This window comes from Mucilaginibacter sp. GW822-FHT03E02 (assembly GCF_058801545.1).
On the sequence record NZ_JBXANJ010000001.1, the window covers coordinates 5,903,981 to 5,929,873 of the forward strand.

29 protein-coding genes and 1 riboswitch are annotated in these 25,893 nt (G+C 45.1%); of the genes, 21 read left to right on the forward strand and 8 right to left on the reverse strand.

Annotated features, from left to right (window positions below; all coding sequences use genetic code 11):
* Nucleotides 1-4 precede the first annotated feature (4 nt).
* On the forward strand, nucleotides 5-952 hold the full coding sequence (locus tag AC1RM2_RS24570; RefSeq protein ID WP_492987758.1) for a LysR family transcriptional regulator: 948 nt from the start codon (nucleotides 5-7) through the stop codon (nucleotides 950-952).
* Nucleotides 953-1,110: 158 nt separating this feature from the next.
* Here AC1RM2_RS24570 and AC1RM2_RS24575 read toward each other — a convergent pair whose 3' ends face one another.
* Complete coding sequence (locus AC1RM2_RS24575; protein ID WP_492987759.1) at nucleotides 1,111-1,527, reverse strand: DUF1003 domain-containing protein; 417 nt, start codon at nucleotides 1,525-1,527, stop codon at nucleotides 1,111-1,113.
* Nucleotides 1,528-1,797: 270 nt separating this feature from the next.
* On the opposite strand from AC1RM2_RS24575, the gene AC1RM2_RS24580 reads away from it, so the two are divergent.
* Entirely contained in the window at nucleotides 1,798-4,737 is a 2,940-nt protein-coding gene (locus tag AC1RM2_RS24580; RefSeq protein ID WP_492987760.1) for a T9SS type B sorting domain-containing protein, read from the forward strand.
* A gap of 159 nt (nucleotides 4,738-4,896) precedes the next feature.
* Here the strand turns inward: AC1RM2_RS24580 and AC1RM2_RS24585 are convergent, their stop codons facing one another.
* Nucleotides 4,897-5,190, reverse strand: a complete 294-nt coding sequence (locus AC1RM2_RS24585; protein ID WP_492987761.1) for a type II toxin-antitoxin system RelE/ParE family toxin — start codon at nucleotides 5,188-5,190, stop codon at nucleotides 4,897-4,899.
* Complete coding sequence (locus AC1RM2_RS24590; protein WP_492987762.1) at nucleotides 5,190-5,429, reverse strand: hypothetical protein; 240 nt, start codon at nucleotides 5,427-5,429, stop codon at nucleotides 5,190-5,192. The genes AC1RM2_RS24585 and AC1RM2_RS24590 overlap by 1 nt, the downstream gene beginning before the upstream one ends.
* Nucleotides 5,430-5,576: 147 nt before the next feature.
* On the opposite strand from AC1RM2_RS24590, the gene AC1RM2_RS24595 reads away from it, so the two are divergent.
* From AC1RM2_RS24595 to AC1RM2_RS24615, 5 genes are all read left to right on the forward strand, one after another.
* Nucleotides 5,577-6,047, forward strand: coding sequence for a YybH family protein (locus tag AC1RM2_RS24595; RefSeq protein ID WP_492987763.1), 471 nt, complete (start codon nucleotides 5,577-5,579; stop codon nucleotides 6,045-6,047).
* Between the two features lie 167 nt (nucleotides 6,048-6,214).
* Nucleotides 6,215-7,027 (forward strand): DUF6597 domain-containing transcriptional factor, encoded by an 813-nt coding sequence (locus tag AC1RM2_RS24600; protein WP_492987764.1) that lies wholly within the window; start codon nucleotides 6,215-6,217, stop codon nucleotides 7,025-7,027.
* An 80-nt stretch (nucleotides 7,028-7,107) separates the two neighbouring features.
* Nucleotides 7,108-7,875: an isocitrate lyase/PEP mutase family protein gene (locus AC1RM2_RS24605; RefSeq protein WP_492987765.1), complete on the forward strand. Its 768-nt coding sequence runs from the start codon at nucleotides 7,108-7,110 to the stop codon at nucleotides 7,873-7,875.
* 32 nt (nucleotides 7,876-7,907) lie between these two features.
* Entirely contained in the window at nucleotides 7,908-8,288 is a 381-nt protein-coding gene (locus AC1RM2_RS24610; RefSeq protein WP_492987766.1) for a YybH family protein, read from the forward strand.
* 466 nt (nucleotides 8,289-8,754) lie between these two features.
* Nucleotides 8,755-10,014: a dipeptidase gene (locus tag AC1RM2_RS24615; protein WP_492987767.1), complete on the forward strand. Its 1,260-nt coding sequence runs from the start codon at nucleotides 8,755-8,757 to the stop codon at nucleotides 10,012-10,014.
* A gap of 2 nt (nucleotides 10,015-10,016) precedes the next feature.
* Here AC1RM2_RS24615 and AC1RM2_RS24620 read toward each other — a convergent pair whose 3' ends face one another.
* The 3 genes from AC1RM2_RS24620 to AC1RM2_RS24630 form a co-directional block, all read right to left on the reverse strand.
* The gene (locus AC1RM2_RS24620; RefSeq protein WP_492987768.1) at nucleotides 10,017-10,361 is read right to left on the reverse strand and encodes a cupin domain-containing protein; all 345 of its coding nucleotides are present in this window, start codon (nucleotides 10,359-10,361) and stop codon (nucleotides 10,017-10,019) included.
* Nucleotides 10,362-10,502: 141 nt separating this feature from the next.
* Entirely contained in the window at nucleotides 10,503-10,943 is a 441-nt protein-coding gene (locus tag AC1RM2_RS24625; RefSeq protein WP_492987769.1) for an Hsp20/alpha crystallin family protein, read from the reverse strand.
* 192 nt (nucleotides 10,944-11,135) lie between these two features.
* Nucleotides 11,136-12,113, reverse strand: coding sequence for a GlxA family transcriptional regulator (locus tag AC1RM2_RS24630; protein WP_492987770.1), 978 nt, complete (start codon nucleotides 12,111-12,113; stop codon nucleotides 11,136-11,138).
* Nucleotides 12,114-12,249: 136 nt separating this feature from the next.
* Here AC1RM2_RS24630 and AC1RM2_RS24635 point away from each other — a divergent pair, with 136 nt between their 5' ends.
* The 5 genes from AC1RM2_RS24635 to AC1RM2_RS24655 all read left to right on the forward strand — a co-directional run bounded on the left by AC1RM2_RS24635 (nucleotide 12,250) and on the right by AC1RM2_RS24655 (nucleotide 16,978).
* A complete protein-coding gene (locus AC1RM2_RS24635; protein WP_492987771.1) occupies nucleotides 12,250-12,741 on the forward strand; it encodes an SRPBCC family protein in 492 nt (163 codons plus the stop codon).
* A 30-nt stretch (nucleotides 12,742-12,771) separates the two neighbouring features.
* The gene (locus AC1RM2_RS24640; RefSeq protein ID WP_492987772.1) at nucleotides 12,772-13,230 is read left to right on the forward strand and encodes an SRPBCC family protein; all 459 of its coding nucleotides are present in this window, start codon (nucleotides 12,772-12,774) and stop codon (nucleotides 13,228-13,230) included.
* 157 nt (nucleotides 13,231-13,387) lie between these two features.
* On the forward strand, nucleotides 13,388-14,239 hold the full coding sequence (locus tag AC1RM2_RS24645) for a DUF2911 domain-containing protein (protein WP_492987773.1): 852 nt from the start codon (nucleotides 13,388-13,390) through the stop codon (nucleotides 14,237-14,239).
* Nucleotides 14,240-14,420: 181 nt separating this feature from the next.
* The gene (locus tag AC1RM2_RS24650; protein ID WP_492987774.1) at nucleotides 14,421-15,767 is read left to right on the forward strand and encodes a sensor histidine kinase; all 1,347 of its coding nucleotides are present in this window, start codon (nucleotides 14,421-14,423) and stop codon (nucleotides 15,765-15,767) included.
* A gap of 167 nt (nucleotides 15,768-15,934) precedes the next feature.
* Entirely contained in the window at nucleotides 15,935-16,978 is a 1,044-nt protein-coding gene (locus AC1RM2_RS24655) for an NAD(P)-dependent alcohol dehydrogenase (protein ID WP_492987775.1), read from the forward strand.
* Between the two features lie 202 nt (nucleotides 16,979-17,180).
* On the opposite strand, the gene AC1RM2_RS24660 is transcribed toward AC1RM2_RS24655, so the two are convergent.
* Both AC1RM2_RS24660 and AC1RM2_RS24665 read right to left on the reverse strand, forming a co-directional pair.
* On the reverse strand, nucleotides 17,181-17,723 hold the full coding sequence (locus tag AC1RM2_RS24660) for a heme NO-binding domain-containing protein (RefSeq protein WP_492987776.1): 543 nt from the start codon (nucleotides 17,721-17,723) through the stop codon (nucleotides 17,181-17,183).
* 177 nt (nucleotides 17,724-17,900) lie between these two features.
* A complete protein-coding gene (locus AC1RM2_RS24665) occupies nucleotides 17,901-18,917 on the reverse strand; it encodes a hypothetical protein (protein ID WP_492987777.1) in 1,017 nt (338 codons plus the stop codon).
* A gap of 473 nt (nucleotides 18,918-19,390) precedes the next feature.
* A riboswitch (TPP riboswitch) is annotated at nucleotides 19,391-19,495 on the forward strand.
* A 94-nt stretch (nucleotides 19,496-19,589) separates the two neighbouring features.
* On the opposite strand from AC1RM2_RS24665, the gene AC1RM2_RS24670 reads away from it, so the two are divergent.
* From AC1RM2_RS24670 to AC1RM2_RS24710, 9 genes are all read left to right on the forward strand, one after another.
* Nucleotides 19,590-20,306 (forward strand): class I SAM-dependent methyltransferase, encoded by a 717-nt coding sequence (locus AC1RM2_RS24670; RefSeq protein WP_492987778.1) that lies wholly within the window; start codon nucleotides 19,590-19,592, stop codon nucleotides 20,304-20,306.
* Between the two features lie 7 nt (nucleotides 20,307-20,313).
* On the forward strand, nucleotides 20,314-21,354 hold the full coding sequence (locus AC1RM2_RS24675; protein ID WP_492987779.1) for an AIR synthase family protein: 1,041 nt from the start codon (nucleotides 20,314-20,316) through the stop codon (nucleotides 21,352-21,354).
* Nucleotides 21,351-21,998, forward strand: a complete 648-nt coding sequence (locus AC1RM2_RS24680) for a thiamine phosphate synthase (protein WP_492987780.1) — start codon at nucleotides 21,351-21,353, stop codon at nucleotides 21,996-21,998. The genes AC1RM2_RS24675 and AC1RM2_RS24680 overlap by 4 nt, the downstream gene beginning before the upstream one ends.
* A gap of 1 nt (nucleotide 21,999) precedes the next feature.
* Nucleotides 22,000-22,272 (forward strand): Trm112 family protein, encoded by a 273-nt coding sequence (locus AC1RM2_RS24685; protein ID WP_492987781.1) that lies wholly within the window; start codon nucleotides 22,000-22,002, stop codon nucleotides 22,270-22,272.
* A 102-nt stretch (nucleotides 22,273-22,374) separates the two neighbouring features.
* The gene (locus AC1RM2_RS24690) at nucleotides 22,375-22,758 is read left to right on the forward strand and encodes a DoxX-like family protein (protein WP_492987782.1); all 384 of its coding nucleotides are present in this window, start codon (nucleotides 22,375-22,377) and stop codon (nucleotides 22,756-22,758) included.
* 4 nt (nucleotides 22,759-22,762) lie between these two features.
* Entirely contained in the window at nucleotides 22,763-23,503 is a 741-nt protein-coding gene (locus AC1RM2_RS24695) for a DUF2071 domain-containing protein (RefSeq protein ID WP_492987783.1), read from the forward strand.
* Complete coding sequence (locus AC1RM2_RS24700; protein ID WP_492987784.1) at nucleotides 23,491-24,255, forward strand: class I SAM-dependent methyltransferase; 765 nt, start codon at nucleotides 23,491-23,493, stop codon at nucleotides 24,253-24,255. The genes AC1RM2_RS24695 and AC1RM2_RS24700 overlap by 13 nt, the downstream gene beginning before the upstream one ends.
* Nucleotides 24,239-24,637 carry a hypothetical protein gene (locus tag AC1RM2_RS24705; RefSeq protein ID WP_492987785.1) on the forward strand — a complete coding sequence of 133 codons (399 nt, stop codon included), beginning with the start codon at nucleotides 24,239-24,241 and terminating at the stop codon, nucleotides 24,635-24,637. The genes AC1RM2_RS24700 and AC1RM2_RS24705 overlap by 17 nt, the downstream gene beginning before the upstream one ends.
* Nucleotides 24,638-24,741: 104 nt before the next feature.
* Nucleotides 24,742-25,680 (forward strand): DUF5996 family protein, encoded by a 939-nt coding sequence (locus AC1RM2_RS24710; RefSeq protein ID WP_492987786.1) that lies wholly within the window; start codon nucleotides 24,742-24,744, stop codon nucleotides 25,678-25,680.
* Nucleotides 25,681-25,893: the final 213 nt, after the last annotated feature.

Consider the following 25,893-nt stretch of genomic DNA (forward strand, 5'->3'; position numbering starts at 1 on the left):
ATATATGAATATTGCACTTCATCATTTTCGTTTGGTTGATACAATTTCGAAGGAAGGATCGCTTACAAAAGCAGCCGCAACTTTGCATTTAACACAGTCGGCGCTGAGCCATCAATTGAAAGAATTGGAGCGCGAAATGGACATTGAAGTTTTTCACCGGCAGGGTAAAAAACTCCATCTTAGCGAGCAGGGGTATCGCTTCCTGCGGAGCGCCGAAAAGATCCTGGCCGAGCTGAATTCGCTGGAAGAAGACATCCAGAATTACAAGAACGGCAAGACCGGGAAACTTACCATCAGCATGCAATGTTACACGGCTTATCATTGGTTGCCGGGCATCATCAAATATTACAAAAACCGCTGGCCTGATATCAATATCCACATTTTATCGGATGCAACACGCCGCCCGCTGGAGTATTTAATGCGCGGCGAACTGGATATTGGCATAGTGCGTACGCAGATGATAAATACCAAAATTGTATACGAGCCTATCTTTGAAGATCAGCTTGTGGCCGTAATTTGTACCGATCATCCGCTGGCAAAAAAGGACGTCATCAGCGTATCGGATTTCCAGGACGAGGAGCTCATTTTACCGTTGTATGATCCATCATACCAGGACACGCCCGTAATTGAAGCCCTCATCCAGGCGCAGCAGGTAAAGCCCAAAACACTGCACCGCATTCACTATACTGATGCCACTATCGAGATGGTAAACGCAGGCCTTGGCATCAGCGTTATGGCCGACTGGATTGTTAAACCATACCTCAATGGTCGCAACATTGTGACAAAACCACTACATCATACCATTGCCCAACGCACCTGGTACGCCGCCACTATCAAGCAAACACCGGCTATTCAAAACTTTTTGGAGTGTTTGAAAATGCATTTTTCTATCAACGGATTAATTGGAGAGCCAATCGCCGCTATTTTGGAACCGATGGCGGAGGTGGTTTAAGTATGTCAAAAATCTGCACAAAACTGTTAAAAGAATGGACGTTTTCGACAGTTTTGTGCAAGTTTTCTTCAATTATTTACAAGTGTTATGTAACAGCTGCCAATTGTTGATTTTACCGGGTCTTTTTATACATGGTGAAACAATCTTTGCATCTGAATTTATTGAGGGGGACAAATCTGTTTCAGCATTTCAACTATCTTATCCAGCTTCTCAATTTCGATTGAATTTAGTTTTGCCAGCAATTGTTCTATTTCCTGTTTTGCTTCTACGTTTGTTTTAAAATCGGCATCGGCCTGGGCACGGTCGCGTTCACCCTGCCGGTTTTGGGCCATCATAATTATCGGCGCAGCATAAGCGGCCTGGGTAGAGAACAGCAGGTTTAGCAGGATGAAAGGGTAAACATCCCAATGAGTTACAAATGCAACCACGTTAAGACCCATCCATAAAACTACGATCAACGATTGAATGATAATAAATCGCCATGAACCCATGCCCTTTGCTACGCTGTCGGCCAGCCTTTGGCCAAATCCTAATGATGCTGTGTGCTTCTCGTGCCACGTTTTGTTTTGTTCCATTTCTTTTAATTTTTATTAATGATTAAAAGCGGGCAGGGAAATTCGCGCTTAAGCAGTAATGTTAAGCAAAGCTTTTGTAAATAAGTTGTTTAAACGGTCAAATTTTTTGTACATCGCTGTTTTTTCAAGCCATGTTGGTAAAAAGGACAGGGAACAAAGAAAATTCAGTTACTATGTATGCTTTCGGTAATCTTGTTACCATTATTGGGCAAAAAAACATATTTTGGTACCATCCAAATTTTATGACAATAAGCAGGCCTTCAATAAAGTATGAATAAAAGAGATACCTGTTTTTTATGGCTTTTAATTCTTACTATTTTTTCCGTTGGCGCTTTTGCGCAATCGCCTTCAAAAGTTAATACAGTATTTCAAATTTATAAAGATAGCACGCGGGCTGCACCTCCATTTGCGCCGGGCAAGGTGCAGGCAATTGGCAACCGGCAGCTTAAAGTGAATGCGACACCAACAGTATCGCCGCCAAATATTAAATATCAAAGTCCGCAGGTTTATATTACCAATACGGTTATACCATCATTAAGGCCTGCCAATACAGGCGGCGCGGTACCGGCGGCAATATACGGCCAGGTAAGCACATTTGCCGGTGGACGGGCCCCGGTCACTTACGATTCGCAGGGAACAGATGCTGGCTTTAACCTGCCCTCGGGTATCGGTGGGGATGCATCAGGTAATATTTACGTTTCGGATTTTGGCAGCGGCGCTATCCGTAAAATATCGCCTGCAGCCGATGTACATACCATTGCCAACACCAATTCGCCATCGGGATTGGCGCTTGATAGCCAGGGCAATATTTATGTTACCGATTTTTATACCAACAAAATCCTTAAAATTACTCCGGCCGGAGCATCGTCGGTTTTTGCTGGCAGCGGCAACGCCGGCAAAATTGATGGCATAGGCAAAGCAGCTTCATTTAATGCGCCCGGTGGTATAGCTGTTGACGCTTCGGATAATATTTACGTGGCCGATCAGCAAAATAACAGCATTCGCATGATCAGCCCCGCGGGAGCGGTTAAAACAATTGCCGGTAGTGGTGCCGCGGGCGCTAATAATGCGACTACAGGTTTGGCAGCAACCTTTAGAAACCCCGACGGTCTTGCAATTGATAAGCAGGGCAATATTTACGTGGCCGATACCAAAAATAACATGATAAGGAAGATTGCAACCGATGGTTCGGTAGCAACCTTTGCGGGCAGCGGGGCAGTTGGCAATGCCGATGGGTTAAAAACAGCAGCCTCATTTAACTACCCCACCGGGCTGGCAATTGATGCACCGGGTAATTTGTATGTGGCCGATTATAAAAATCACTCCATCCGGAAAATTACCCCGGCGGGCCAGGTAACAACCATTGCCGGCAACGGCTCGCCCGGTAGCGTAAATGGTATTGGCAGTGCCGCAACTTTTAATTATCCCATTAGCCCTGCTTTTGACAGCAACGGTAATTTATTTATAACCGATTTTGGCAATTACCTGGTAAGGGAAATAAACTTAACCGGCTATGCTATTGATAAGCCGCTACCGCCCGGATTGGTATTTGACCCCAAAACCGGCATTATAAGTGGTACGCCAACGGCCGCAACCCCGGCCACCAATTATACCATTACGGCATATAACGCGGGCGGCAGCAGCGCTGTAACTATAAATATCCAGGTTAGTGATGTGCCGCTTAAGCCATCTGTTATCACCTTTAATTCGTTGCCGTCTGCGGTTAAAAACATTATAAAACCTAATGTCAGCAGCACCAATCCCGAAACGCCTATCGTTTTAACAAGCAGCGATCCTGCGGTGGCAATCATCACGGCTGACGGCAATATTCTGCTAACCGGCGTGGGTTATACAACAATAACGGCCACCCAGGCCGGTAATGCCAATTACAGTACGGCCGCCCCGGTATCGCGACAGCTTACCGTATACCAGCAGGGTTATATTGCCTTTGCGGCCCTGCCGGTTAAGCACCTTAACGACGCCGATTTTGCTCCCGGCGCTACAAGCAATGTTACAGCCTTCCCCATAACGTATACCAGCAGCAATCCGCAGGTAGCAACCATTATTAATGGGTTCATTCATGTTACCGGTATTGGTACTACCACTATTACAGCATCGCAGGCAGGCGATGTCCTGAACCTTGCCGCAACGCCGGTTACGCAGGAGTTAACCGTTAGCCCGATGCTGGCATTTGGAACCATATCTTCAAAAATATCCTGCGACAATGATTTCGATCCCGGTGCCACCAGCCTAAAGCCGATTAGTTACACCAGCAGTAACCCGGCCGTGGCAACCATTGTAAATGGCCAGGTTCATTTGGTTGCCGCGGGGACATCAACCATCACAGCCACCAGTAACGGTGAGGTGCTTACCCAGGTTTTAACTGTTAATAACGTATCGGCGCCAGCCATATCTATTAGCTCAGATCTGCATAATCCCAATTGCAGCGGTACGGCTATCTTATTTACGGCAAGCCCCACCAATGCAGGTACTAATCCAACCTATGCCTGGCAGGTAAATGGCAGTGCTGCCGGTACCAATAGCCCTACATTTGCAAGCAATATACTGACCAATGGCGATGTTGTTACCTGTACACTCACCAATAACAGTACCTGTGCAGGGCCTTTATCTGCCCTGTCAAATGCCATCAACGTGGACGTGATAGTACCACTTACTCCGTCACCATCGGTTACTATTGCCGCATCTGCCGATGGCGTATACGCCGGCACCACAATCACTTTTACCGCAACCGCGCAGCCTTCCGCCGCCGTTACAGCCTACCAATGGCAGGTAAACGGCGCCAATGTAGGCTTAAATCAAAGTACATTTACCGGCAACACTTTTAATAATGGCGATGTGATTACCTGTACCATTACAACAAATAATGCCTGCACAGCACCTGTTACCAGTAATTTGCTGTTTGTTAATATTTTGCCGCCTGTTGTTATAACTGTTGTCAACGCATTTAGCCCCAATGGCGATGGCATTAACGATACATGGAATATCCCCAACCTTTCCTTTTTTCCTGATTGCGTGGTGAGTGTGTTTAACCGGTACGGGCTTAAGGTGATGCAATCCACCGGTTATACCAAAGCCTGGGATGGCACCTATGGCGGCAAAACACTGCCTGCCGGGGTATATTATTACATCATCGATACCAAAGATAGCAGCAGGTCCAGGTTATCCGGGAATGTTACTATTTTAAGATAAAGTACGTTTGTGGGCGTTTCCACCACTGGTAGAAGTGGTGGCCGTGCTATCTGCTCATACTGCACGCCCGGCGCTATGCCCACAACCGGCCTTAAGCACAGGCCGGTATCCGCGGCTATCACTAACGCGAACTTGCGGATAATTGTAGGCCGGCAGCTATTACCGTGTAAACGGCCTTCGGCTCGAATGCCTGATCCTTAATATTCGTATTTCTTTTGGTAGTACCCGGTACGAAATCCTGTAACTGTCAACTTCAAACGCGTGAAAACTACCGTCGTTGTTTTTCTTGAGTCTATCGGGCTGATAGATATCTGATTTTTGCGGTAACGATTTAATTTTTAATAATATCCGCTGTTCAATTTTTTCGGCGTAGGTAAATTGGTCGTTGTTTTCCAGGTATTCAATAGCATCTATCAACTGTTTTACAGCCAATTTATTCCATTTAATATCCATTAAAGCGCTTTTCTCCTGTTTTTAAAAAGCTGCTCCACATCGTCATGACTAACAAAACTCCCAGCTTCAATTGCCGCGTCGGCCTGTTCAATCTCTGTATTGTATTCATCAATAAATGCGCTGTTGAGCTCATCCGCACTTTTGTGAACATTGGCCTGGTAGTTATAACGCAGGCTATCCAAAAAAGCCAATAGTACCTTCTCTTCCTGCTCGTTTTTCGTGTTTACCAATACGCTCATAAACCAAATTTAACCAAATATTTTTATAAAAACCAAAACTATAAAGCAGGCTATCCAATACGATGATAAATCCAAACAAACAGTTCCGGTTTGTACAATTTTATCACCATCAGCAACAATAGCTTTGTACCATCAAATCATATGGTTATGCTTAAAATCACCCTTATTATTACCGTGGCCTTGTCATCGGTGTTTTATACCGGCAATGCCCAACAAAAAAGTAAAAATCCAGAGCTGGCCGAAGCAAAAAAAGCGATAGTCGAAAGTAACCGTGTTTATTTCCAGGCTTTTGTTAAGAATGATCCGGCCATATTTATCGACAGGTATGCAAAGGATTGCTGGATAATGCCGCCAAATGCACCGGCTATGAAGGGGCCCGGTGCGCCGCTCAAATTTTTCAGGATAGCATATGACAAAATAGGACTGCGGAACGGCAAATTTATTACCCTTGATGTATTTGGCGATGGTGCGCATTATGTAACCGAAGTAGGACTTTGGAAGTCGTACGATGCCAACAATAAGCTGTTTGACGAAGGTAAATTCCTGGTGTTGTGGAAGAAGACACCCGCAGGCTGGAAAATGTTTCGCGATTCGTTTAGCAGCAACCGCCATAAATAATGTAATAAATTAGGAATGATGTTACAGAAAGAACCGTAAATTCACATCAGTAAAACTTTCAAAATAACTTTTACACTTTAATAGAATTGAGCTAATGGTCGATTCTGAATTTATCTATCTCGAAATTAAAGTCTCCCCTGCCGGGGGAGATTTAGAGGGGGCTTATTATGGAATTTAAACACTTTTTTCCATCGGATATTTTAAAGCCTTATGTAAGGCATTATTATATTTTTGAATCAGATTCGGACTCGGAATTTGAGGATACCGTATTCCCGAGCGGCGATATGGAAGTTATCTTTAACCTGGGTAGTGGTACCTGGGAATCGTCGGTTGATCATGAATTTTTGAAAACCCCACCCATTGAGCTATGGGGACAAATTACAAAACCCCTGGCCATCCGGTCGAAGGGGCGGCATACTATGCTGGGCATTAAGTTTTTTACGCATTCGGCAGCCTATTTTTTCAATGATGAAATGAGCGCGTTTAACGACCGGATAACCGATTTTACAGATGTTATTGGCAATCCCGCAAAAACACTGCACGCCCGGCTGCTGGAAACTGCAGACCAACTAAAAAGAATAACGCTGATAGAAAACTTCCTGGTAAAACGACTGATGGACAGCGAAAAAAGAGCACCAGGAATTGACAAGGTGGCCCACATTTTATCAAGCATAAAAAAAGAACCCGCCGAAAATAACCTGGGCAATATCGCTTCAAAATATGGTATCACTCCGCGGTACCTGCACAAACTAATTTACAGGCATACCGGCTTGTCGCCATCGTCATTCAATAAAATTATCCGTTTTCAGTACAGTCTTAAGCTTATCACCAAAAATGAGCAGCCTTTTACCGCTATCGCTTATGATAGCGGCTATTTTGATCAGTCGCATTTTATTCGCGATTTTAAATCTTTTACAGGCTTTACACCCTCGGCCTACCTGCAAAATATAACCCCGGTTAACCAGCTTTTGCAACAATAATTTAAACCGTTCCGGTTTGTACAATTTTGGCATTTGCAGCCGCTATACCTTTGTTTCAACAATTAAAACAAAGGTACAACATGAATAATTTCGAAACATTTTCGCAACTGCACCAAAACCCAACTCCGCTTATTTTAGGAAATATTTGGGATGTAAAGAGTGCACAAATTTTTGAGGCTAATGGTTACCAGGCCATTGGTGTTTCCAGCCAGGCGCTATCAAATGCAATGGGTTACCAGGATGGTGAAAACCTGCCCTTTGGTGTGCTCCTGCAACTGGCCAAACGGGTTGTTGAAGTAGTTGACATCCCTTTTTCGGTAGATATGGAAGGCGGTTACAGCCGCACCATCGAGGGTATTATTGCCAACATAGATAAACTGCACGACGCAGGCGTGGTTGGCATAAACCTGGAGGATACTATTGCCGGTGCCAGCCGGTACCTGCAACCCGTTGATGAATTTGAAAAAACGCTATCAGCAGTGGCAAACCACATCAGCAGGAACAACTTAAAACTGTTTTTAAACATCCGCACAGATGCTTTTCTGCTGGGGCAGCCATCAGCATTGTCCGAAACACTTATCCGCGTTAAAAACTATGAAAACGCGGGTGCCAGCGGAGTTTTTGTGCCCTGCATTACCGATAGCAACGATATTAAAGCGGTTGTAAATGCTACCGGTTTGCCCGTTAACGTCATGTGCATGCCTGCGCTGCCCGATTTTGAAGCACTGGCTTCGCTGGGTGTAAAACGCGTTAGCATGGGGCCGTTTCTTTTTAATAAGGCCTATGATAATGTTAGCCGGCTTGCAGCCGCGGTCATCAGCGATAAAAACTTCCTGTCAATTCTTTAACAATTTCAATTCACCCATAAATTTAATAAACCATGAACTTACCAAAAAGGGCTGAAGATGCCCACGCAACACTGGCCGCTGCTTTTAACACAGGCGATGTAGCCACAGTAATGAGTATGTACGATGTAACCGGCATTATTGTACCCGAACCAAACAAGCCTGTATCGGGCAGGCAGCAGTTTGAAGATTCGATAAAAGCCATTTTATCCATCAAAGGAAAAATGGAGATTAAAACCGTGTATTGCCTTCAAACAGGAAGTATCGCCCTTGGCCGCTCGGAGTGGAGCATTACCGATGGTGAAGAAGTAAAAGTGGCCGCCAAAGGCATCGAAGTGATGCAGCAGCAAACCGATGGTACCTGGAAAATAATCATCGACCAGGCCTTTGGTGCCGAAGCTGACCTGGTAGCTTAAAACAGTTCGACAACATGCTTCAACCGGCCCCGCTCTTTAATGAGCTATTGTGTACCCGCATCTTTTGAAAACGTATCAATAAATAAAAGGAAATGACATTTTTCTATTTATTCATAAGTTTCCAAAAGATATGTACACACAGTAGCCCAACGGGAGGGGGTGCAGTCGGAAATGAGCGCAAAGGCAGGGAGGGGTTTATACGAGCGGCGAGTTGCAAAGCGGCTTGAACGCCTGATTTAACCCCTACCTCCCCCCTCCCCAAGGAAGGAATCGCACACACCCTCCGCTTTTCTGTCACCGCGCAAGTCATATCCCGAAAGCCGCGTTTATGCGCGATGATTATCTTTATCGGCTCTATCCGCCAATTCGTCTATTCATCCCGGCCAAACGACGATTACAGGAGACGATACTCCGGGTAGTTGTTACCTTTAAACGATATAAAACAGCTATCCTGTAATTTAAAATCATGAAGAAGATTCAACCAACATGGTCGCGGCGGGAATTCCTGGCCGCGGTTACCCTTGCCGGGGCCGGTGCAGCCATAATACTAAACCCGCTGGCAGCGTGGGCAATTGATGAGGTAGACCCGCGCGTAGCCAAAATAGTAGCCGATACCCTTGGCATTGATACGCACAATCATATCGACGTGCCCCTAACCACGGCTGAAGTGCCCGGTCCGGATATCGATTTAGCGGGCCAACTAAAAAAATCAGGTTTAACGGCCATCTGCATGACATTCGCCGTAGATTATCAAAAATTGCAAAACCCAGGGGACGCCTACGAGCGGTTTAAAAATGGCCTGGCTTCCATGGATCAGCAGCTGGCCCGTAACGGCATGAAGCGCTCCCTGAACATGGCCGATCTTAACACCGCCCATAAAAAACGCCAGCCCACGGTTATCCAATCGGTTGAGGGCGGTCATTTTCTGGAAGGACACATCGAACGACTTGAAGAAGCCTATACCCGCAGCCTGCGACACCTGACACTGCTGCATGACAGCGATGCATCAGTACCCCTGGGCGACGTTTTTACCAACCCGGCCCGCTGGGGAGGCCTTACGCCTTTTGGCGCCGAAGTTATCCGCGAGTGCAACCGCCTTGGCATCCTTGTCGACCTGGGGCACGCCAGCGCCGATACGGTAGCCGCCGCACTTAAAGTGGCCAAACACCCGGTAATCATTTCGCACACCGGCCTTGATACCCAATTGGGGCAAAACCAGAACATGGCCCGCATGATGCGCCCCCGCCTCATCAGCAAAGAGCAGGCAAAAATTGTGGCCGATACAGGAGGCATTATCGGCGTATGGACGCACCTGGCCGGCTCGGCATCAGAGTATGCCCAAAATATCCGGGCCCTGGTTGATGTTATAGGGATAGATCATGTTTGCATAGGCACCGATACCAAACTAACCCCTGCTTACAGACCGGCAGGCGGCGGTTTCGGCCCCAAACCGGGCGAACAAGGCCCGCCACCCGGCAGCATGCCCGGCAACCGCCCCGACAGCCCTCCTCCGGGCGATAAAAACCATGATGGCCCAGGTGGCGGCCCAAACCGCGGCAAAATGGACGACGGTACAAACCAAACCTGGCCAGATCAAAATTCAGGGTTTTATTGCACCGTAGTAGAGGCGATGTTAAATACCGGTTTTAACGCCGATGAAATAGGCAAAATAGGCGGCGGCAACTTTTGCCGTGTGTTTGATGCTGCCACGGCCGGTAACCGGTAATGTTACCGGTCGGCTAATCGCACGGTTGTCATACCGGCACTTTCAAAGGTAAGGTTAACAGACCTGCTCCCGTTAGGCCGGGTGCGGTGTTTTACATTTTTTGATATGGTAAATAACTGATTAGGCAGCAACTCGATGGTGCTATCTTCCAGGTCAATAAATACGGAGCCTTCTATCACCAGGAAACTTTCATCCGAATCCGGGTGAAAGTGCCAGAAATAAGGCTCCGTCATAACGCTCATCCTCACTACATGGTCATTCACCAGCGCAACCGGAATATTGGTGTATGCGCTGTTGGTTGCGGCCGTTTGCGCAATATCAATTATTGTTAAACTTGGAGTATCCATGTGCCCGTAGTTATTATCGTGTATAAAGTTCGAAAATATAAAGCAGAGAAAAGCCTTTAGGCCCAAACCTAAAGGCTTTTTTTATTTAAAAATAAAGCCCCCTTATCCAGGAGGCTCTTAAACTATTATTTATCTCGCTGATTATTTAATTTCAATTTGCCTGCTCACAGTTTTGGCTTCTTCTTTTTTGGCAATGTTTACCTTCAGTACGCCATCGGTGTAAGTAGCTTCAATGCGGCTGTCGTCTGCAATATCCGGAAGGGTAAACGATCTCACAAACGAATTATAACTGTACTCGCGTTTGCTGTAATTCTTTTTTTCGCTGTTGTTCTCTGCTACTTGTTCAACAGAGATGCTTAGCACGTTGCGGTCAAGGCTTAGTTTAAAATCTTCTTTTTTTAAGCCGGGCGCAGCCAGTTCAATGTGAAAGTTTTCGGCGGTTTCGCTGATGTTGGCAGCCGGTACGCGGGCTATCATGCGATCGTTAAAAAATGTGTCGTTAAAAACAGAGTCAAAAACGTCATTAAAACCTGGCAGTAATGAGTTGCTCCTTTTTTCGGGATTAAATTTAACCAATGTCATGGGTTGTCCTCCTAAATAAATTTAATGATTGAACTTGTAATTAATTAAACTTCAGAACTTCGCGTTCTGATAATAACCCAACAACTAAAATGCCAAAGGTTACCCTGGGTTAAAAAACTGAAAAAAAATCATGTCCGGTGAAAAATTTTCAGTTTACGGCTGTCAAAAATTCAAGTATATCATCCACCGATTTTACCTATAGCTTTCCCTGTTATACTTGGCCCTGTAATCCAACGGCGATAGGCCTGTTATCTTTTTAAAAACTTCCCTGAAGGCCTTATCATCGGCATAGCCAACCTGGTCCATTACCTCAAAAATGCTTTTACGGCCTTTTTCAAGGGTGCTTTTGGCTACTTCTACTTTTACACGCTGCAAATACTCAACCGGGGTGTTACCGGTAGCTTTAATAAAACGCCTGTCGAAATTGCGGCGGCTGATGGCCAGTTTTGAAGCCAATCCTTCAAAGGATATTTTTTCGTGTAAGTTTTCTTCAATAAAGCTTTGGGCCTTGCCAATCAGTTCATCGCCATGATTTTTTTGTGCCTGAAAAATACTGAAAGGCGATTGCGATGTCCGGTCCATATCAATCTGGAAAACTTTGGAGCAGTAAATAGCTGTTTGCCTGTCAAAATATTTCTCGACCAGGAAAAGTACCAGGTTCAAAAAGGAGTAGGCACCGCCATTGGTATAAATACCCTGTTCAACCGTAAGCAGTTTATCGGTATGCACCTCGATGTTCGGGAAAAGGCGTTTAAAAGCAGTTGCCGCGTTCCAATGGGTGGAGCATGTTTTGCCATCGAGCAGGCCGGTAGCCGCTAACAAAAACGCGCCGGTACAAATGCTCGCTATTTCGGCGCCGAGTTGATATTGTTCGCCAATCCAACGTACAAGCGCGGCATTTTCTTTAAGTACCCGGTCGTACTCGTGCGAAACGGAGGGGATGATGAGCAGATCGGCTTTTTGTATTTCATTAATATCTACCGGAAAAATAGAAAAGAAACCACCATCCAGTTTTAGTTCCGTTTCAAATCCGGCTATGCGCACCTCCATCATAGGCCGGTGCCCCATTTGCTGCCAATAGCCATTGGCACGGTTCAGGATTTGAAAAGTACCTACCACACTGGCCAGGTTGGCGTACCCTTTGGGCACAATGATAACCACTTGCTTCATGACGATTTTTTTATAAAGATAATAAACCATCCTGTCCAAATCAACCCGTCAACATGTCTATATTACACCCTGTGTTTATAGTATTAAGACGGTAAATTTGTTAAACAATTCCCAATCAAACCAAAAACTGATAAAAATGAAAACACCAGATTTTACAACCACCCTGTTGGTTAACCAAAGCCCGCAGGAAGCATTTGACGCCATCAACAACGTACGCGGATGGTGGTCGGAAGAAATTGAAGGCGATACCTGCAAGGTAAATGACGAGTTTAATTACCATTTTGAAGACATCCATACCTGCAAAATAAAACTGGTAGAAGTTATCCCCAATCAAAAAGTAGTGTGGCTTGTGCTGGATAACTATTTTAAGTTTACCCAGGATAAAACCGAATGGAAGGCCACAAAAATCAGCTTCGATATTTCGAACCAAGATGGCAAAACGCAGATCGTTTTTACCCACCATGGCCTGGTACCCGAATATGAGTGTTTCGAGATTTGCCGGGGCGCGTGGACCAATTACATTCAAAACAGCCTCGCCAACCTGATCAGTACGGGTAAAGGCCTGCCCAACGCCGCCGGTACTGCAAGAACTGCAGATGAAGAAAAACTCCTGGCCGAAAAACAATAAGATGGTAAACCATCTCATTTCAAAAACACCATGAATAATTATCAAAAAAGCATCACCGTAAGCAAACCGGCGGATGAAGTTTACGCAGCCATTACCGGGCATATTGCCGATTGGTGGAGTGACGACCTTACCGGAACCTCCGCCCACACCGGCGACCAATATGATATTGCCTTCGGAAAAACAAAAAAAACCTTCAGTATAATTGAGGCGGTTCCCAATAAACGTGTAGTGTGGCAATGTGATAAAGCGTATATCGACATGGATTCCCTAAAAAACAAGGCAGAATGGGTGGGCACTAAACTGATATGGACCATAAGCGCCAACGACCAAGGTACAGCCCTGAATTTTTTGCACGAGGGCCTAAACCAAAGTTTTGAATGTTATAACGTATGCGAGGCCGGCTGGGATTATTTTATGGGCAGCCTGTATGCTTTTTTAACTACCGGTAGCGGGACACCGTATCACAAACAAAAGGCAGTATCAAATTGACCGTGTACAAATCAAATCGTCACGCAGCAGATTGGTGGCTATGTTAAAAAATACGTAGGCAACCGTATTGCAGTTATTTGACCTTATTAAAATAAACAATAATTTTATAGTAAAGAACGCCGACCACCACTTTACCAAAACCACCAATATTAAAACCATGAAAACAACCTTATTTTGCCTGCTCACTTTTATAACCTTCCATTTTTATGATGCCCACGCACAGGAATTACCATTCAAAATACCGGCAGCAAGTTTGGGACAACGTATTGAACAGGATTTTGGACTTGGCACCATATCGGTAAAATATTACCGGCCTAATACCAAAGGCCGCAAAATTTTTAATGGGATGGAGCCCTATGGCATTGTTTGGCGAACGGGGGCAAATAATGCCACTGTTGTAACCCTTACCGATAGCATCCAGGTAGAAGGAAATACCCTTGCACCCGGCTCCTACTCGCTTTTTAGTATACCCGGGGCCGACGAATGGACAATTATATTTAATAAAACCATTAACCAATGGGGCGCTTATGCCTATGACCAAAAACAGGATGTGCTCCGTTTTAAGGTAAAACCAACCAAACTGGCCAATAAAGTAGAAACCCTCACCATCCAATTTGCTGATGTTAAGCAAGACGACTGCCTGCTACAAATATTATGGGAAAACACTGGCATCAACATCCATTTAAAAACCGATGTTGATAACCGCATTATGGCCAATATACAGGAGGCCATGAAAGGCGAAAAGAAGCCCTACTACATGTCGGCAGTATGGTGTTATAACCACAACCGAAACCTGGCGCAGGCGCTTACCTGGATGCAGGAAGCCGACAAAACCAACCCAACAGCCTACAATATCAAATACTGGCTGGCCAGGCTACAACTAAAAACGGGTGATAAAAAATCGGCCATTACATCGGCCAATGAGGGGCTCAAGCTGGCTTCTGCCGAAAACAATGCCGAGTACATCCGGATGAATAAAGAGGTATTGCACGATGCCGGAACAAACTGATAACATTCCCTGCTAATCCAAAAAACTTAGTACCAGCATATCTTTCAAAGCATTAAATCAATTTTCCTCATTATTTCAAACCAGCATCCAACTAAAACAAGTAAATTGGGATGTCTATATGGTAACAGCGTTCCCTGCGCTCAACCTTTGGCATGTTAATTCCGTTTAATTGTAAAGTTTGATGAACTATAAGGTGAATGTACTGTGGAATAAATTAATTGGCGATAAAACCCACTTCGCTTTAGAAGGGCGCATCTTCCATTCTGTTTGTATTATTGTAATGTTCGGGCTGGCACTCAATGTCCCTTTCGATTACATTATTGGCCTGCCCAGGCTGGCAGGGCTTATGTTTTTGGTATTGCTGGTTGTAGCTGTGGCCTATTATGTATCCCGTTTTTATAAAATGCTCAACCTGGCAATTATCGCATTCCAGGTTATCAATAACCTGATGCTGATAGCCAATTATTATGATAACTCAGGCCTCAACGGCCCTACTTTTGCCATCTTCCTGTTATCATTTATTATAGCAGTATCAATAATTCCGCAAAGGCAATATGCTGTATGGCTGCCTTTAAACATATCGGTAATGCTTTTGCTCATATACTGGGAAGCGGCGCACCCCGGCTGGATCAAAGATACCTACCCTAACTCAAACAACCGCTTTGCTGATTTTGGGTACAGTTATGTTATCATCGCCGGGCTTATTTTTTTTATCATTGCTTTTATCCGGAGTGCTTATCACCAGGAACGCCGCCGGGCCGAGCATGAAGCCACAGAACTGGCTGCCAGTAACGAAACCAAAAACAAATTGCTATCCATCCTGGCGCATGACCTCAAAGAGCCTTTAGCTTCGGTGCAGGGCTTCCTGGAACTGCTCACTTATTATAAACTGGACGAAACAGAAAGACGGAACATTGAAACTGAACTGTTAAACCGTACCCGCGATACTACGCAAATGCTGGGCAATGTACTCTCCTGGACAAAAAGTCAGATGGGGGGCGTACAAGTACAGCTGATGCCACTACAACTGCGGCATACACTCACCGGCACATTACAGTTACTAAAAAGTATTTCTGTAGAGAAGCAGATTGAACTACAGGATGACATTGACGAGGCCATTGGGGTTGCTGCCGACCCCGACATGCTGCAACTGGTAGTCAGGAACGTGGTGATGAATGCCATTAAATTTACCTTCCCGGGCGGCAAGGTTACTATAAACGCTACCACGGGCAATGGCAAATGCACCATCGCAATAGCCGACAATGGCATGGGAATCCCGGCCGAAAAACAGGCTAAATTATTTTCGATAAGCGAGCAGGTTACCTATGGTACCGGTAAAGAAAAAGGGGCCGGCCTTGGCCTGGTGCTTTGCAAAAACTTTGTAGAACTGCAGGGCGGCAACATTTGGTTTAAGAGCGAACCAGGGCTGGGCAGTACCTTTTTTATCAGCCTTAATCATAGCCCGCAGGCAACAATCATCTGTAATTCTCCCGGGCCTTTGGCGCAGTCTGCCGCAAAACCCGTTTAGGCAGGTGCCCTCAACATGGGATGTATTAACTGTTAGCCTGGTATACTTTTAATCGCAGCTGCAATCTTCGGTATTGACAATCTGTGTAAGTAGCAAAAAAATTGCAGTCTAAAAACATATTTATTGGTAAGTACGTTGCATTTTTGTAACACACAAAACATCAATCCATGACATCAGTAAAAGCCTATGCAGCGCAGGGAGCAGCAACGCCCCTGGCTCCGTTTTCAATTGACAGGCGCGAACCCGCAGCCGACGACGTTGAAATTAAAATTTTATATTGTGGCCTTTGCCACTCAGATATCCATACCGCCCGTAACGAATGGGGCGGTACCATTTACCCCGCCGTACCCGGCCACGAAATTGTGGGCAAGGTTACCCGTGTGGGCAATAACGTAACCAGGTTTAAAGTTGGTGATACCGTGGGCGTAGGCTGCTTTGTAGATTCGTGCATGCATTGCGCCAATTGCAAAAACGATTTGGAGCAATACTGCCAGAACGGCCATACCCAAACCTACAATTCGCAAAGTCAGGATAAAAAAACCATCACCATGGGTGGCTACTCAAGCCATATTGTGGTTACGCAACACTTTGTGTTATCGGTATCTGACAAATTACCGCTCGAAAAAGTAGCGCCGTTGTTATGTGCCGGGATTACCACCTATTCGCCCTTACGCCATTGGGGAGTAAAAGCCGGCGATAAGGTTGCCGTAGTTGGTTTAGGAGGCCTGGGCCACATGGCTGTTAAACTGGCAGCATCAATGGGCGCCGAGGTGACTATGCTAAGCCGGTCGAAAAGTAAAGAAAAAGACGCTGCCGAATTAGGCGCGCACCATTTTAAACTAACAACTGATAAAGACACCATGGCCCAACTGGCCAACAGTTTCAATTTTATTATCGATACGGTTTCGGCGGCTCATGATTATAACGAGTACCTAAACCTGTTAACCACCGATGGTGTAATGGTTTTATTGGGCGCCCCGCCACAGCCTACACCCATAGGCGCTTTCCCTTTCATTATGGGACGCAGGAGTTTAGTTGGATCATTGGTAGGCGGTATAAAAGAAACCCAGGAAATGCTGGATTACTGTGCCGAGCACAACATTACATCGGATGTGGAAGTAATCAGCATTGATAAGATTAACGAAGCCTATGAACGTACCCTTTCCGGAGACGTACATTACAGGTTTGTAATTGATATGGCCACTTTGTAAAGCTTAAAGCGAAAAGCAGAAAGCAGAAAGATCTTATGGTAACAAAAAAGCAGGTTTTCTTTTTCACAGAGAACCTGTTTTTTTGTTTGGGTGTAATATTTCTTCGTTATGCAACATGCGGTAATTTCGTGTACTTTTGCCTCAATCTGGTATCCGTGCATCAGCTTTGTGCTTTATGCTTTCAGCCTTCAGCTTCCTCCCCCTACCAGCTAACCCTGAAAATTTCATGATCGTCGCCGTTATCCCTGTCGGCTAAAAGCGAAACTTGTGCCGGCGTACCGTACATTTTCCCCAAGCCAAGCAATAAGCCCCTTACAAATGCTTTTAAACCAATCCGCTTAGAAAAATAATGTACCGAAATACTGTTTTCTTCAATATCTGTAACCTGGAATTCCGGCGGTGTAAGCTTAGGGTATATCAGCATAATGCGGTTATGAAACATAGGTAAGTTAATTAAAAAGGCTTTTAAATGCTCGCCGCCGGCTTCCATCAAATCTCCGTATTTTTCTTTCCCGGTTTTTAGTATCCACCACTCGCCAAATGCTTCCAATACGCCGGCAACAGGCATATCCATCTCCTCGCTCACGGCATTGGCCAGGCTATAGGTAAGGTCATCGTCATAAGGTTCGCTGCTGATAAAAAAATCTATGTCAAGCTTAGTACGCAGTTTTACCGCTTCCCATTTCTCTTCACCAAAGTTTGCTACTACTAAGTCTTCTATTGCTTTGTTAACTATTCCGTACATTTTTTTAAAGGTTTAAGTTGGGGCCAAAAGCTACCATGCGGGATATTATCCGGCATGGCTAAAGGATCTTCATTTATATTATTTCTTTTTTAATTAAGGTTGCCGAATGATATTTTCAACGTAAAACATGTGTGATAAGTTACTATATATGAATACAGTAACCAGGCTTAGGGATATTTATATCAAATTTACAATTTCATTAATTACAACATCGAGTTTTTTGGCGCTTTGCAACAAGTGCGGCAAAATTAAAGGATCAATTTCACCTTCGGCCTTGTTCATCTCCAACAGGTTAACCAGGCCCAAAATATTGGCCAGGGGTGCCCTTATCAGGTGGGTTTGGTCAAAGGCAACTTTTGCCAAAACCATGCTTTTATGTCGGTTGTCGTGCTTAACTTCTTCTTTTTCGGTCACATCCCTACCATAAACATTAATATAGTCATGGTCGGCAACATAACGGCCAATAAAGGAATATATCTTATTATCATAGCCAGCCTCAAACGGCTTATCAAAAAAAGTTTGGAGCTTTAAAACATGCTTCCAAAACTCTTCGCGACAGTAAGTCGTGCCCTCAAAATTAAAACAGGCGATATTGTCGGCTGCCGGGTTACTCATTAAAATATCACCACTGGTTGATACCCTGAACAGGGGATCGGGATTTTGCACGGCAAAAAGCGCAATCTCCCTAATTTCATCGGTCGCCTTTTTTAACTCGCTTTTTTTTCGATGCAGGGTTACAAGTAACCGTTTCAAATCATCGTTTACAAGTTCTTTAGTTTTAAGAACATGTAATAGATCAATTAACGGATCATGAAAAGCAAAATCATGCAGAGTAAGGTGGCGCTGTTTCACATCTGTCATGTTATCAAACCATGGCGAGCCTATAAAAAGTAACTGGTTTGAACTCTGTAAAAGTTCAAATTGTCCTCTCAATATATCATTGAATGGGTTGTTAACCTCAATTATTACCAGTTGTTTGCACGTTGCCGAAATGGACAAGAAATTAGGTTCGATGCCGGCGGGACGCTTTAGGCGGAAGCAGAGATCAAAATTCCCCTGAGGGTCCCGCTCCAGTAGTTTTTTTAAACTATTGCCGCACGATTGAATGGAGAAATCATCGTTGATCAGTATATAAAACGGGAATAATTGATTGAATTGGTCTTCATTAAAAGAAAATATCGGATCGACACTCATTTTATACCTGTTAAAACCAATCAATACTAACTATTTTTTATAGGGGTGTGGTTGCGTTAATTATCAACGCCGTACCTTACTACGCAAAACGCTGGCAGGCTGTTTCATAGCATCATTTTTTTTACACATTTTATTCGGATAAAATTAAAAATTGCGGTAACGCACAGGCTACCCAAACCAGCAAAATTGCATTTAAGATTTCATGATCAGCTATATTGCGCAATACCGGTATCAAGTTAACATATTTTTCGCGCTAAGACGCCAGGGCGCAAAGAAAAATAAGCAAATCATTTGCGGCGCTGCGTCTTAGCGCGAAATAAAACCTATCAACTTTAAATGCAATTTCTTTCTACCCAAACAAATAAAGAAAAGTTTACCATTTATGATACAGTCTCCTTTTTCACATTATAACAGCCTAAACATTACAAAAAATAAAACACCACCCTATTCCTAAAATTACTTACTTTAGCTGTCATACTTGCACGGGGTGCTTTTAACCATTAAGGTTAAAGGCTGAGATAATACCCGGAGAACCTGACACGGATAATACCGGCGTAGGGATGCATGGGCCATTATTGTTCACGGCGTAGCCGTTTATCCATATAAGCCTTGTTTCTGTACCCGTATTTACGGTTAGCGAAACAAGGCTTTTTTAATTTAATAATGGAATAAATGGAGCTTCAAAAAAACAATTTTGGCCTGATGACCCAAAGCCTTACCAACTGGCAGGGCCGTAAAGAGTGGTTTTTTAACCGCGAACACACCGATACTTACGAGCAATGGTACGAAGGCCGTTACAAACGCGCCGAAGTATGGCAAAAAAAGGTAATGGGACAGCTACTGGGTAAAGACCAACGGGTAAAGGAACTGCTGGAATTTGGCTGCGGCACTACCCGTTTTACCCGCTGGTGGCATGAGATAGGTATTGATGCCACCGGCGGCGACCTTTCGCCTTTTATGCTTGGCCAGGCAGTACACCTGTTTAAAGGCGACCTGGTAAACGCCGACTCGCACTTTATGCCGTTTAAGGACCATACTTTTGATGCACTGGCCTTTATTACCACCTTTGAGTACTACCGCGACCCGGTACAGGTTATCCGCGAAGCGGCAAGGGTGGCGCGCTGCGGCATTGCATTCGGCATGATGAACCGCAACTCGCCCAAAGTACTGCGCCGCAGGGTGCAGCAGGCTTTTGGTAAAAACCCGTTTTATGTTACGGCTACCTTTTACACCCCGGCCATGCTTACAGCCAAAATTGACGAAGCATTAAAAGGCAGATCCTACAGCCTTGAGTGGACCTGCACCGGCCTGCCCGAATGGTTCCCGGTACAGCAATGGAGTGTACCCGTAGGCGATTTTTTTGGTTTATATGTAAAATTTTTAGACTGATAGCCTCATGCCTTTAACCGGAAAAATCAGCAGTGGGGGTTTTGATGAAATCATTCTGCCGCGCTGCGGCCATCCGCGCAGCGAAGTATTAACCGGGCCCGCCTTTGGTGTAGATGTCTCGCTGGTTGAGTTGCCCAATGGCCTGGGCCTGGCCATGACCAGCGATCCGCTTTCCCTTATCCCTTCGCTGGGTTTGCAGGAATCAGCATGGCTATCGGTACACTTAATGGCCAATGATATGGCTACAACCGGCTTTGCCCCGCAATACGCCCAAATGGTGCTGAACCTGCCCGAAGATTTGCCTGAACCAGATTTGATTACGTATTGGGATTTTATCCACCAATATTGCAACGATATCGGCGTTGCCATCACCGGCGGCCATACCGGGCGTATACCACAACAAAACTCAACCATTGCAGGCGGCGGCACCATGCTGCTCACCGCACCACTGGCCGATATTTTATTAAGCCATAAAGCACAGGTAGGCGACGTAGTGCTGGTAACCAAAGATTGCGCCATGTCATCAGCCGCTATACTGGCTATGAGTTTCCCCGAAACGGTAAAAAACAAATCAGGTAAGGAAGTTTATGACCAGGGCTGCGGCCTGTTTTATCAAACATCGTCATTAAAAGATGCCTTAACCGCAGCCACAACAGGCGGTATTACCGCCATGCACGATGTAACCGAAGGCGGCGTATTGGGCGCAGTTTACGAAATGGCCATTGCATCCGGCAATGGAGTAAGCATCAACAACGATTTGTTGCCCTTAGGCACTGCCCAGCAGGCTATTTGTGGCTTATTTGGGATTGATTCCCGGTTTTGCATTGGTGCAGGGTCGATGGTGATGTCGGTAAACCCGGAACAGGTTCAGTATGTTATTCAGTGCCTGCAGCAAAACAACATCAAGGCTACCGCGATTGGCACGTTCACCGACAAAGCAAGGGGCTATACTTTAACAGAAAACGGCCTTGAAAACCCCATGCCCTACTATGCTGCCGATCCTTACTGGGGCGCATTTTTTAATGCTTATAAAAACGGATGGAAATGAAAACAAGCCTTAACATAACCGGTGGCATTTACCTGGTACTTAACCCCGCCATGGAGCTTAATTCATTATTGCAAAAACTGGCCGATGCGTTGAAAGGTGGTATCCAGGTAGTACAAATCTGGAATAACTGGCCCGCGGGCGCCGATAAATTAAGCCTGATTGAACATATAGCCGGTCTTTGCCGCTTTTACCGGGTGCCTTTATTGATAAACCAGGAATGGCAATTACTACAAGCTTCGCCCTTTTTGGATGGTGTTCATTTTGATGGCATACCACATGATTTTGATACCATAAAGACAAGCATTGGCAAACCATTCATGGCCGGCATCACCTGTTCCGGCAATCTTGATGATATAGCTTGGGCCGACGAGCATGGGTTAGATTATGTGTCGTTCTGCGCCATGTTCCCCTCTCCTTCTGCCGGCAGCTGTACCATTGTAATGCCGGCTTCCGTGAGGGAGGCAAAAAAAATGACCAGGATGGCGGTTTTTGTCTCCGGCGGCATGACCCCCGAAAACATCATCGCCCTAAAAAAACAAACGCCCTTTGATGGTGTGGCCGTAATCTCCGGATTGCTGAGCGCCGCAAACCCCGAACAAAAAGTTAAACAATACCACGAAGCATTAAATTATAAAGCTGATTAACATGAAACTAAAAACCATCAACAAACTATGCTGCCCCTTTGATAAGCAGGACCTTACTTTACAGGTTTTTGTAAAAGATACCGAACAAAATATTATAGAAGGCATATTAAGCTGCACAGCCTGCCTGCGCAAATATCCAATTGTTTATGGCGTGCCTATTATGTCGCCCGATGAATACAGGCAGATAAAACTGGAGCAGCCTATTGTGGAGCGTTGGAAGATAGATCATGGGGTAGAAGATATCAGGTTGCTGCCAACGGTAACGGAAGGATAGGAAATACGTTTCGGAAAAGAGCTTTTTTAGGGCGTGGTTTGATAACAACATTTACCCAACCACCGTTTTTATCATTTATATTTAAGCCATCAAAAAACATAAATGACCAAAGCCACCATTCATAAAATATTAACCATCACGGTCGCCCTGGTGTGGCTTGCCAATGGCTTGCTTTGTAAGGTGCTTAACCTGGTTCCGCGGCACCAGCAAATTGTAGGCAGAATTTTGGGCGAAACACATGCAGGGCTGTTAACCAAACTGATAGGCGTTTCAGAAATACTGATGACCCTGTGGATCATCAGCGGCATCAAATCCCGTTTGAATGCGGTAACACAAATGCTTATTATAGCAATTATGAACTGCATTGAGTTTGTTTTAGCCCCCGATTTGTTATTATGGGGCAAGGCAAATTCGGCGTTCGCGTTTATGTTCATCGCGTTGATTTACTACAACGAATTCAAACTCCGTAAAAACCTGGTGATTTAACCATATGCCTGCATTTTTAAAAGACCATCCTTTTGCTGTCGAGGCTTTTTTTGAGCATTCTGTTGTTTTAACCTTCGCATTTCCGAAGGAACAATTAGCTCATTTGATTCCCGAATGTTTAACGTTGGATACTTACCAGGATAAGTGGGCGTTTATAGCCATTGCGCTGGTTAACACCACAGGATTGCGGCCAAAGGGTTTCCCTAAGTTTATGGGGAATGATTTTACGCTGATAGGCTATCGCGTATTTGTGCGCTACACCAACAATGCCGGTAAGCGCTTACGGGGCCTGTATATATTAAAATCCGAAACGGATAAAAAGATGATGGAGTACCTGGGCAACCTGTTTACACACTATGCTTACACCACTACAGATATTGTACAACGACAGCATGACGGTCAGCTTTATATCCAATCTGCCAAATCAGGTCTCGACCTGCATATAAATGTAAAAGGCGAGGATATCGCTCTGCCTGCCGGCTCTCCCTTTGCAGATTGGAAGGAGGCGCGCAAATTTGCCGGCCCGCTGCCGTTTACTTTTACTTATGATAAGCAAACCAAAAAGGTATTGATTATTGAAGGTGTAAGAGAAGATTGGATTCCGAAACCTATTGAAGTTATAAGTCAGCATATTTCGTTTTTTGATGATATGGCATTAACCGGCGGGGTTTTGGCCAATGCGTTTATCATTAATAACATTCCGTATTACTGGAAAAAAGGAAGGACTGAGCAATGGAGCCATTAAGAAAACCATTGCAGGGCGTATGGAACATTATCCGCTTTAACCGGCACTTTTATATTGTTGCTGCCGTATTAGCAACAGGTTTGCTTTTAGCAGCTCCTTATTTCCACTCCCGGTTCAGCATTGTAATAATTACATTTAGTTACCTGCTTGCCATATCAACGTTGGTATCGCTTGCTATCTCTTTGTACATCTATGACCTTTCGGGCCTGTACAACCTAAACTGGCTAAACATACTGCCGGGTACCGCACCTCCTATACTTGTAAATATCAATGCGGGTTTTGATGAAACCAGTGCGCTCTTACAGCTTAAATACCCCGATGCATCGCTAACAGTTTATGATTTTTATGATCCCCAAAAACATACCGAGGTTTCTATAAAACGGGCGAGAAAGGCCTACCCCGCCTTTGATGGTACGGTACAGATAAGCACGGCGGCAATACCCTTGCCGGACAGCCACGCTGATGTTGTATTTTTAATATTTGCCGCCCATGAAATAAGGGATAAGGCCGGTCGCGACCAATTTTTCAGGGAACTTAACCGGGTTTTAAAACCCGGCGGCAAAGTGGTATTGCTGGAGCATCTGCGGGACGTGCCTAACTTTATGGCTTACAACGTGGGGTTCTTCCACTTTATGGCCAGGCAATCCTGGTTGAGCACATTTGCCAACACCGGATTTAACATCACCCGCGAAACAAAATTCACTCCATTTATTACCAACTTTGTGCTCAGTAAAAATGGAAACACAAATTAAAATAGTTGGCATAATTTTAATGCTCCTGGCTTTGCTGCATAGCGTGTTCCCAAGGTATTTTAACTGGGTAACCGAACTTAGGGATGTAAGCCCTGTTAACCGGCAAATGATGTATGTGCATACTTTTTTTATCGCCCTTACCCTTGGCTTAATGAGCTGCCTTTGCCTTACCTCGGCCCATGACCTGGTTGCAACCAAACTGGGTAACCGTATTGCTTTCGGTTTGGGAATATTCTGGATAGCAAGGTTAGCAATTCAATTTTTTGGCTACTCGGCAGATTTGTGGAGGGGGAAACGCCTGGAAAGCGCTGTACACATTGTTTTTTCTATTTTGTGGCTGTATATGAGCCTGGTGTTTTTTATGATTTATTTTGATCATTAAAAACATCTTTGAGAGGGTGGTATTATAAATACCGGCAGCTACAGATTAACCAGCGTCAAAAACATAAATCCTCCCTCATTGTTCCTTAAAAAACCCTGTAGCAAATGAACAATCACCCTACTCCCGCCTGGCCAGTTTTAGATTATCACGATCTGAAAGAAACTATAGCTACTGTACACATGTACACCCAGGTAGTTGGCAAAATAAGGCTGCAGCAAATGCCATGGATCAACCATTCGTGGCAGGTTACGTTGTATGTTAGCCCAACAGGGTTAACTACCGGCAGCATGCCATATGCCGATGGTATTTTCCAGATCGACCTTGATTTCATCAGTCACCAGGTACAGGTAACTACCAGCCAAGGGGCAAAGCTTGATTTTGCCATAGGCGGTAAAACGGTAGCCGAATTTTATACCGGATTGATAAGTACCCTGCAACAAGCCGGCGTGGATGTAACCATATACGCAGTACCCAACGAGGTTGACCCTGCCATACCTTTTGCCCAAAACCATGCTCCCTGTGGCTATGATCCCGCTGTAATGCACAACTTTTGGCAGGCACTGGTACGCATCCACAACGTATTTACCGATTTTAGGGCCGGTTTCCAGGGCAAGAACAGCCCGGTACACTTTTTTTGGGGCGGCTTTGATTTGGCTGTTACCCGTTTTTCGGGCAGGGAGGCGCCCCTGCACCAGGGCGCAATGCCCAATATGCCCAAAGCCGTAATGCAGGAGGCTTATTCGCACGAGGTAAGTTCATGTGGCTTTTGGGCTGGCTCGGATGCGTTTCCGCACCCCACATTTTATTCATATTGTTATCCTACCCCGGGTGATTTTGGCATACAGCAGGTAGCGCCACCCGAGGCATTTTACAGCACCGAAATGGGCGAATTCCTGCTCACCTATGAATCGGTGCAACGAGCTCCAAATCCCGAAGCTACTTTGCTTGAATTTATGCAATCTACCTATGATGCCGCTGCAACAACCGGCAACTGGGACAAAACCTTGCAATGCGATTTATCAGCACTTAAGAACCGGCGTTAACAGGTTGGCAAGCGGCTATAAAATAAGCCGGCCCCGCTCCGTAAGCTACCGTGTACCCACATCTTTTAATAAAAGAAAATTGTCAATCGATGGAGCAACAGGAGGCAAAGAGCGGGGGCGCGAAAGAGAAACTATCTCTTGAGCGTAGCGAAAAATCTTGTGCACCCTGCATCACGATTAACCGCTTAGAATGCAGGGCGTACAAGATTTCTC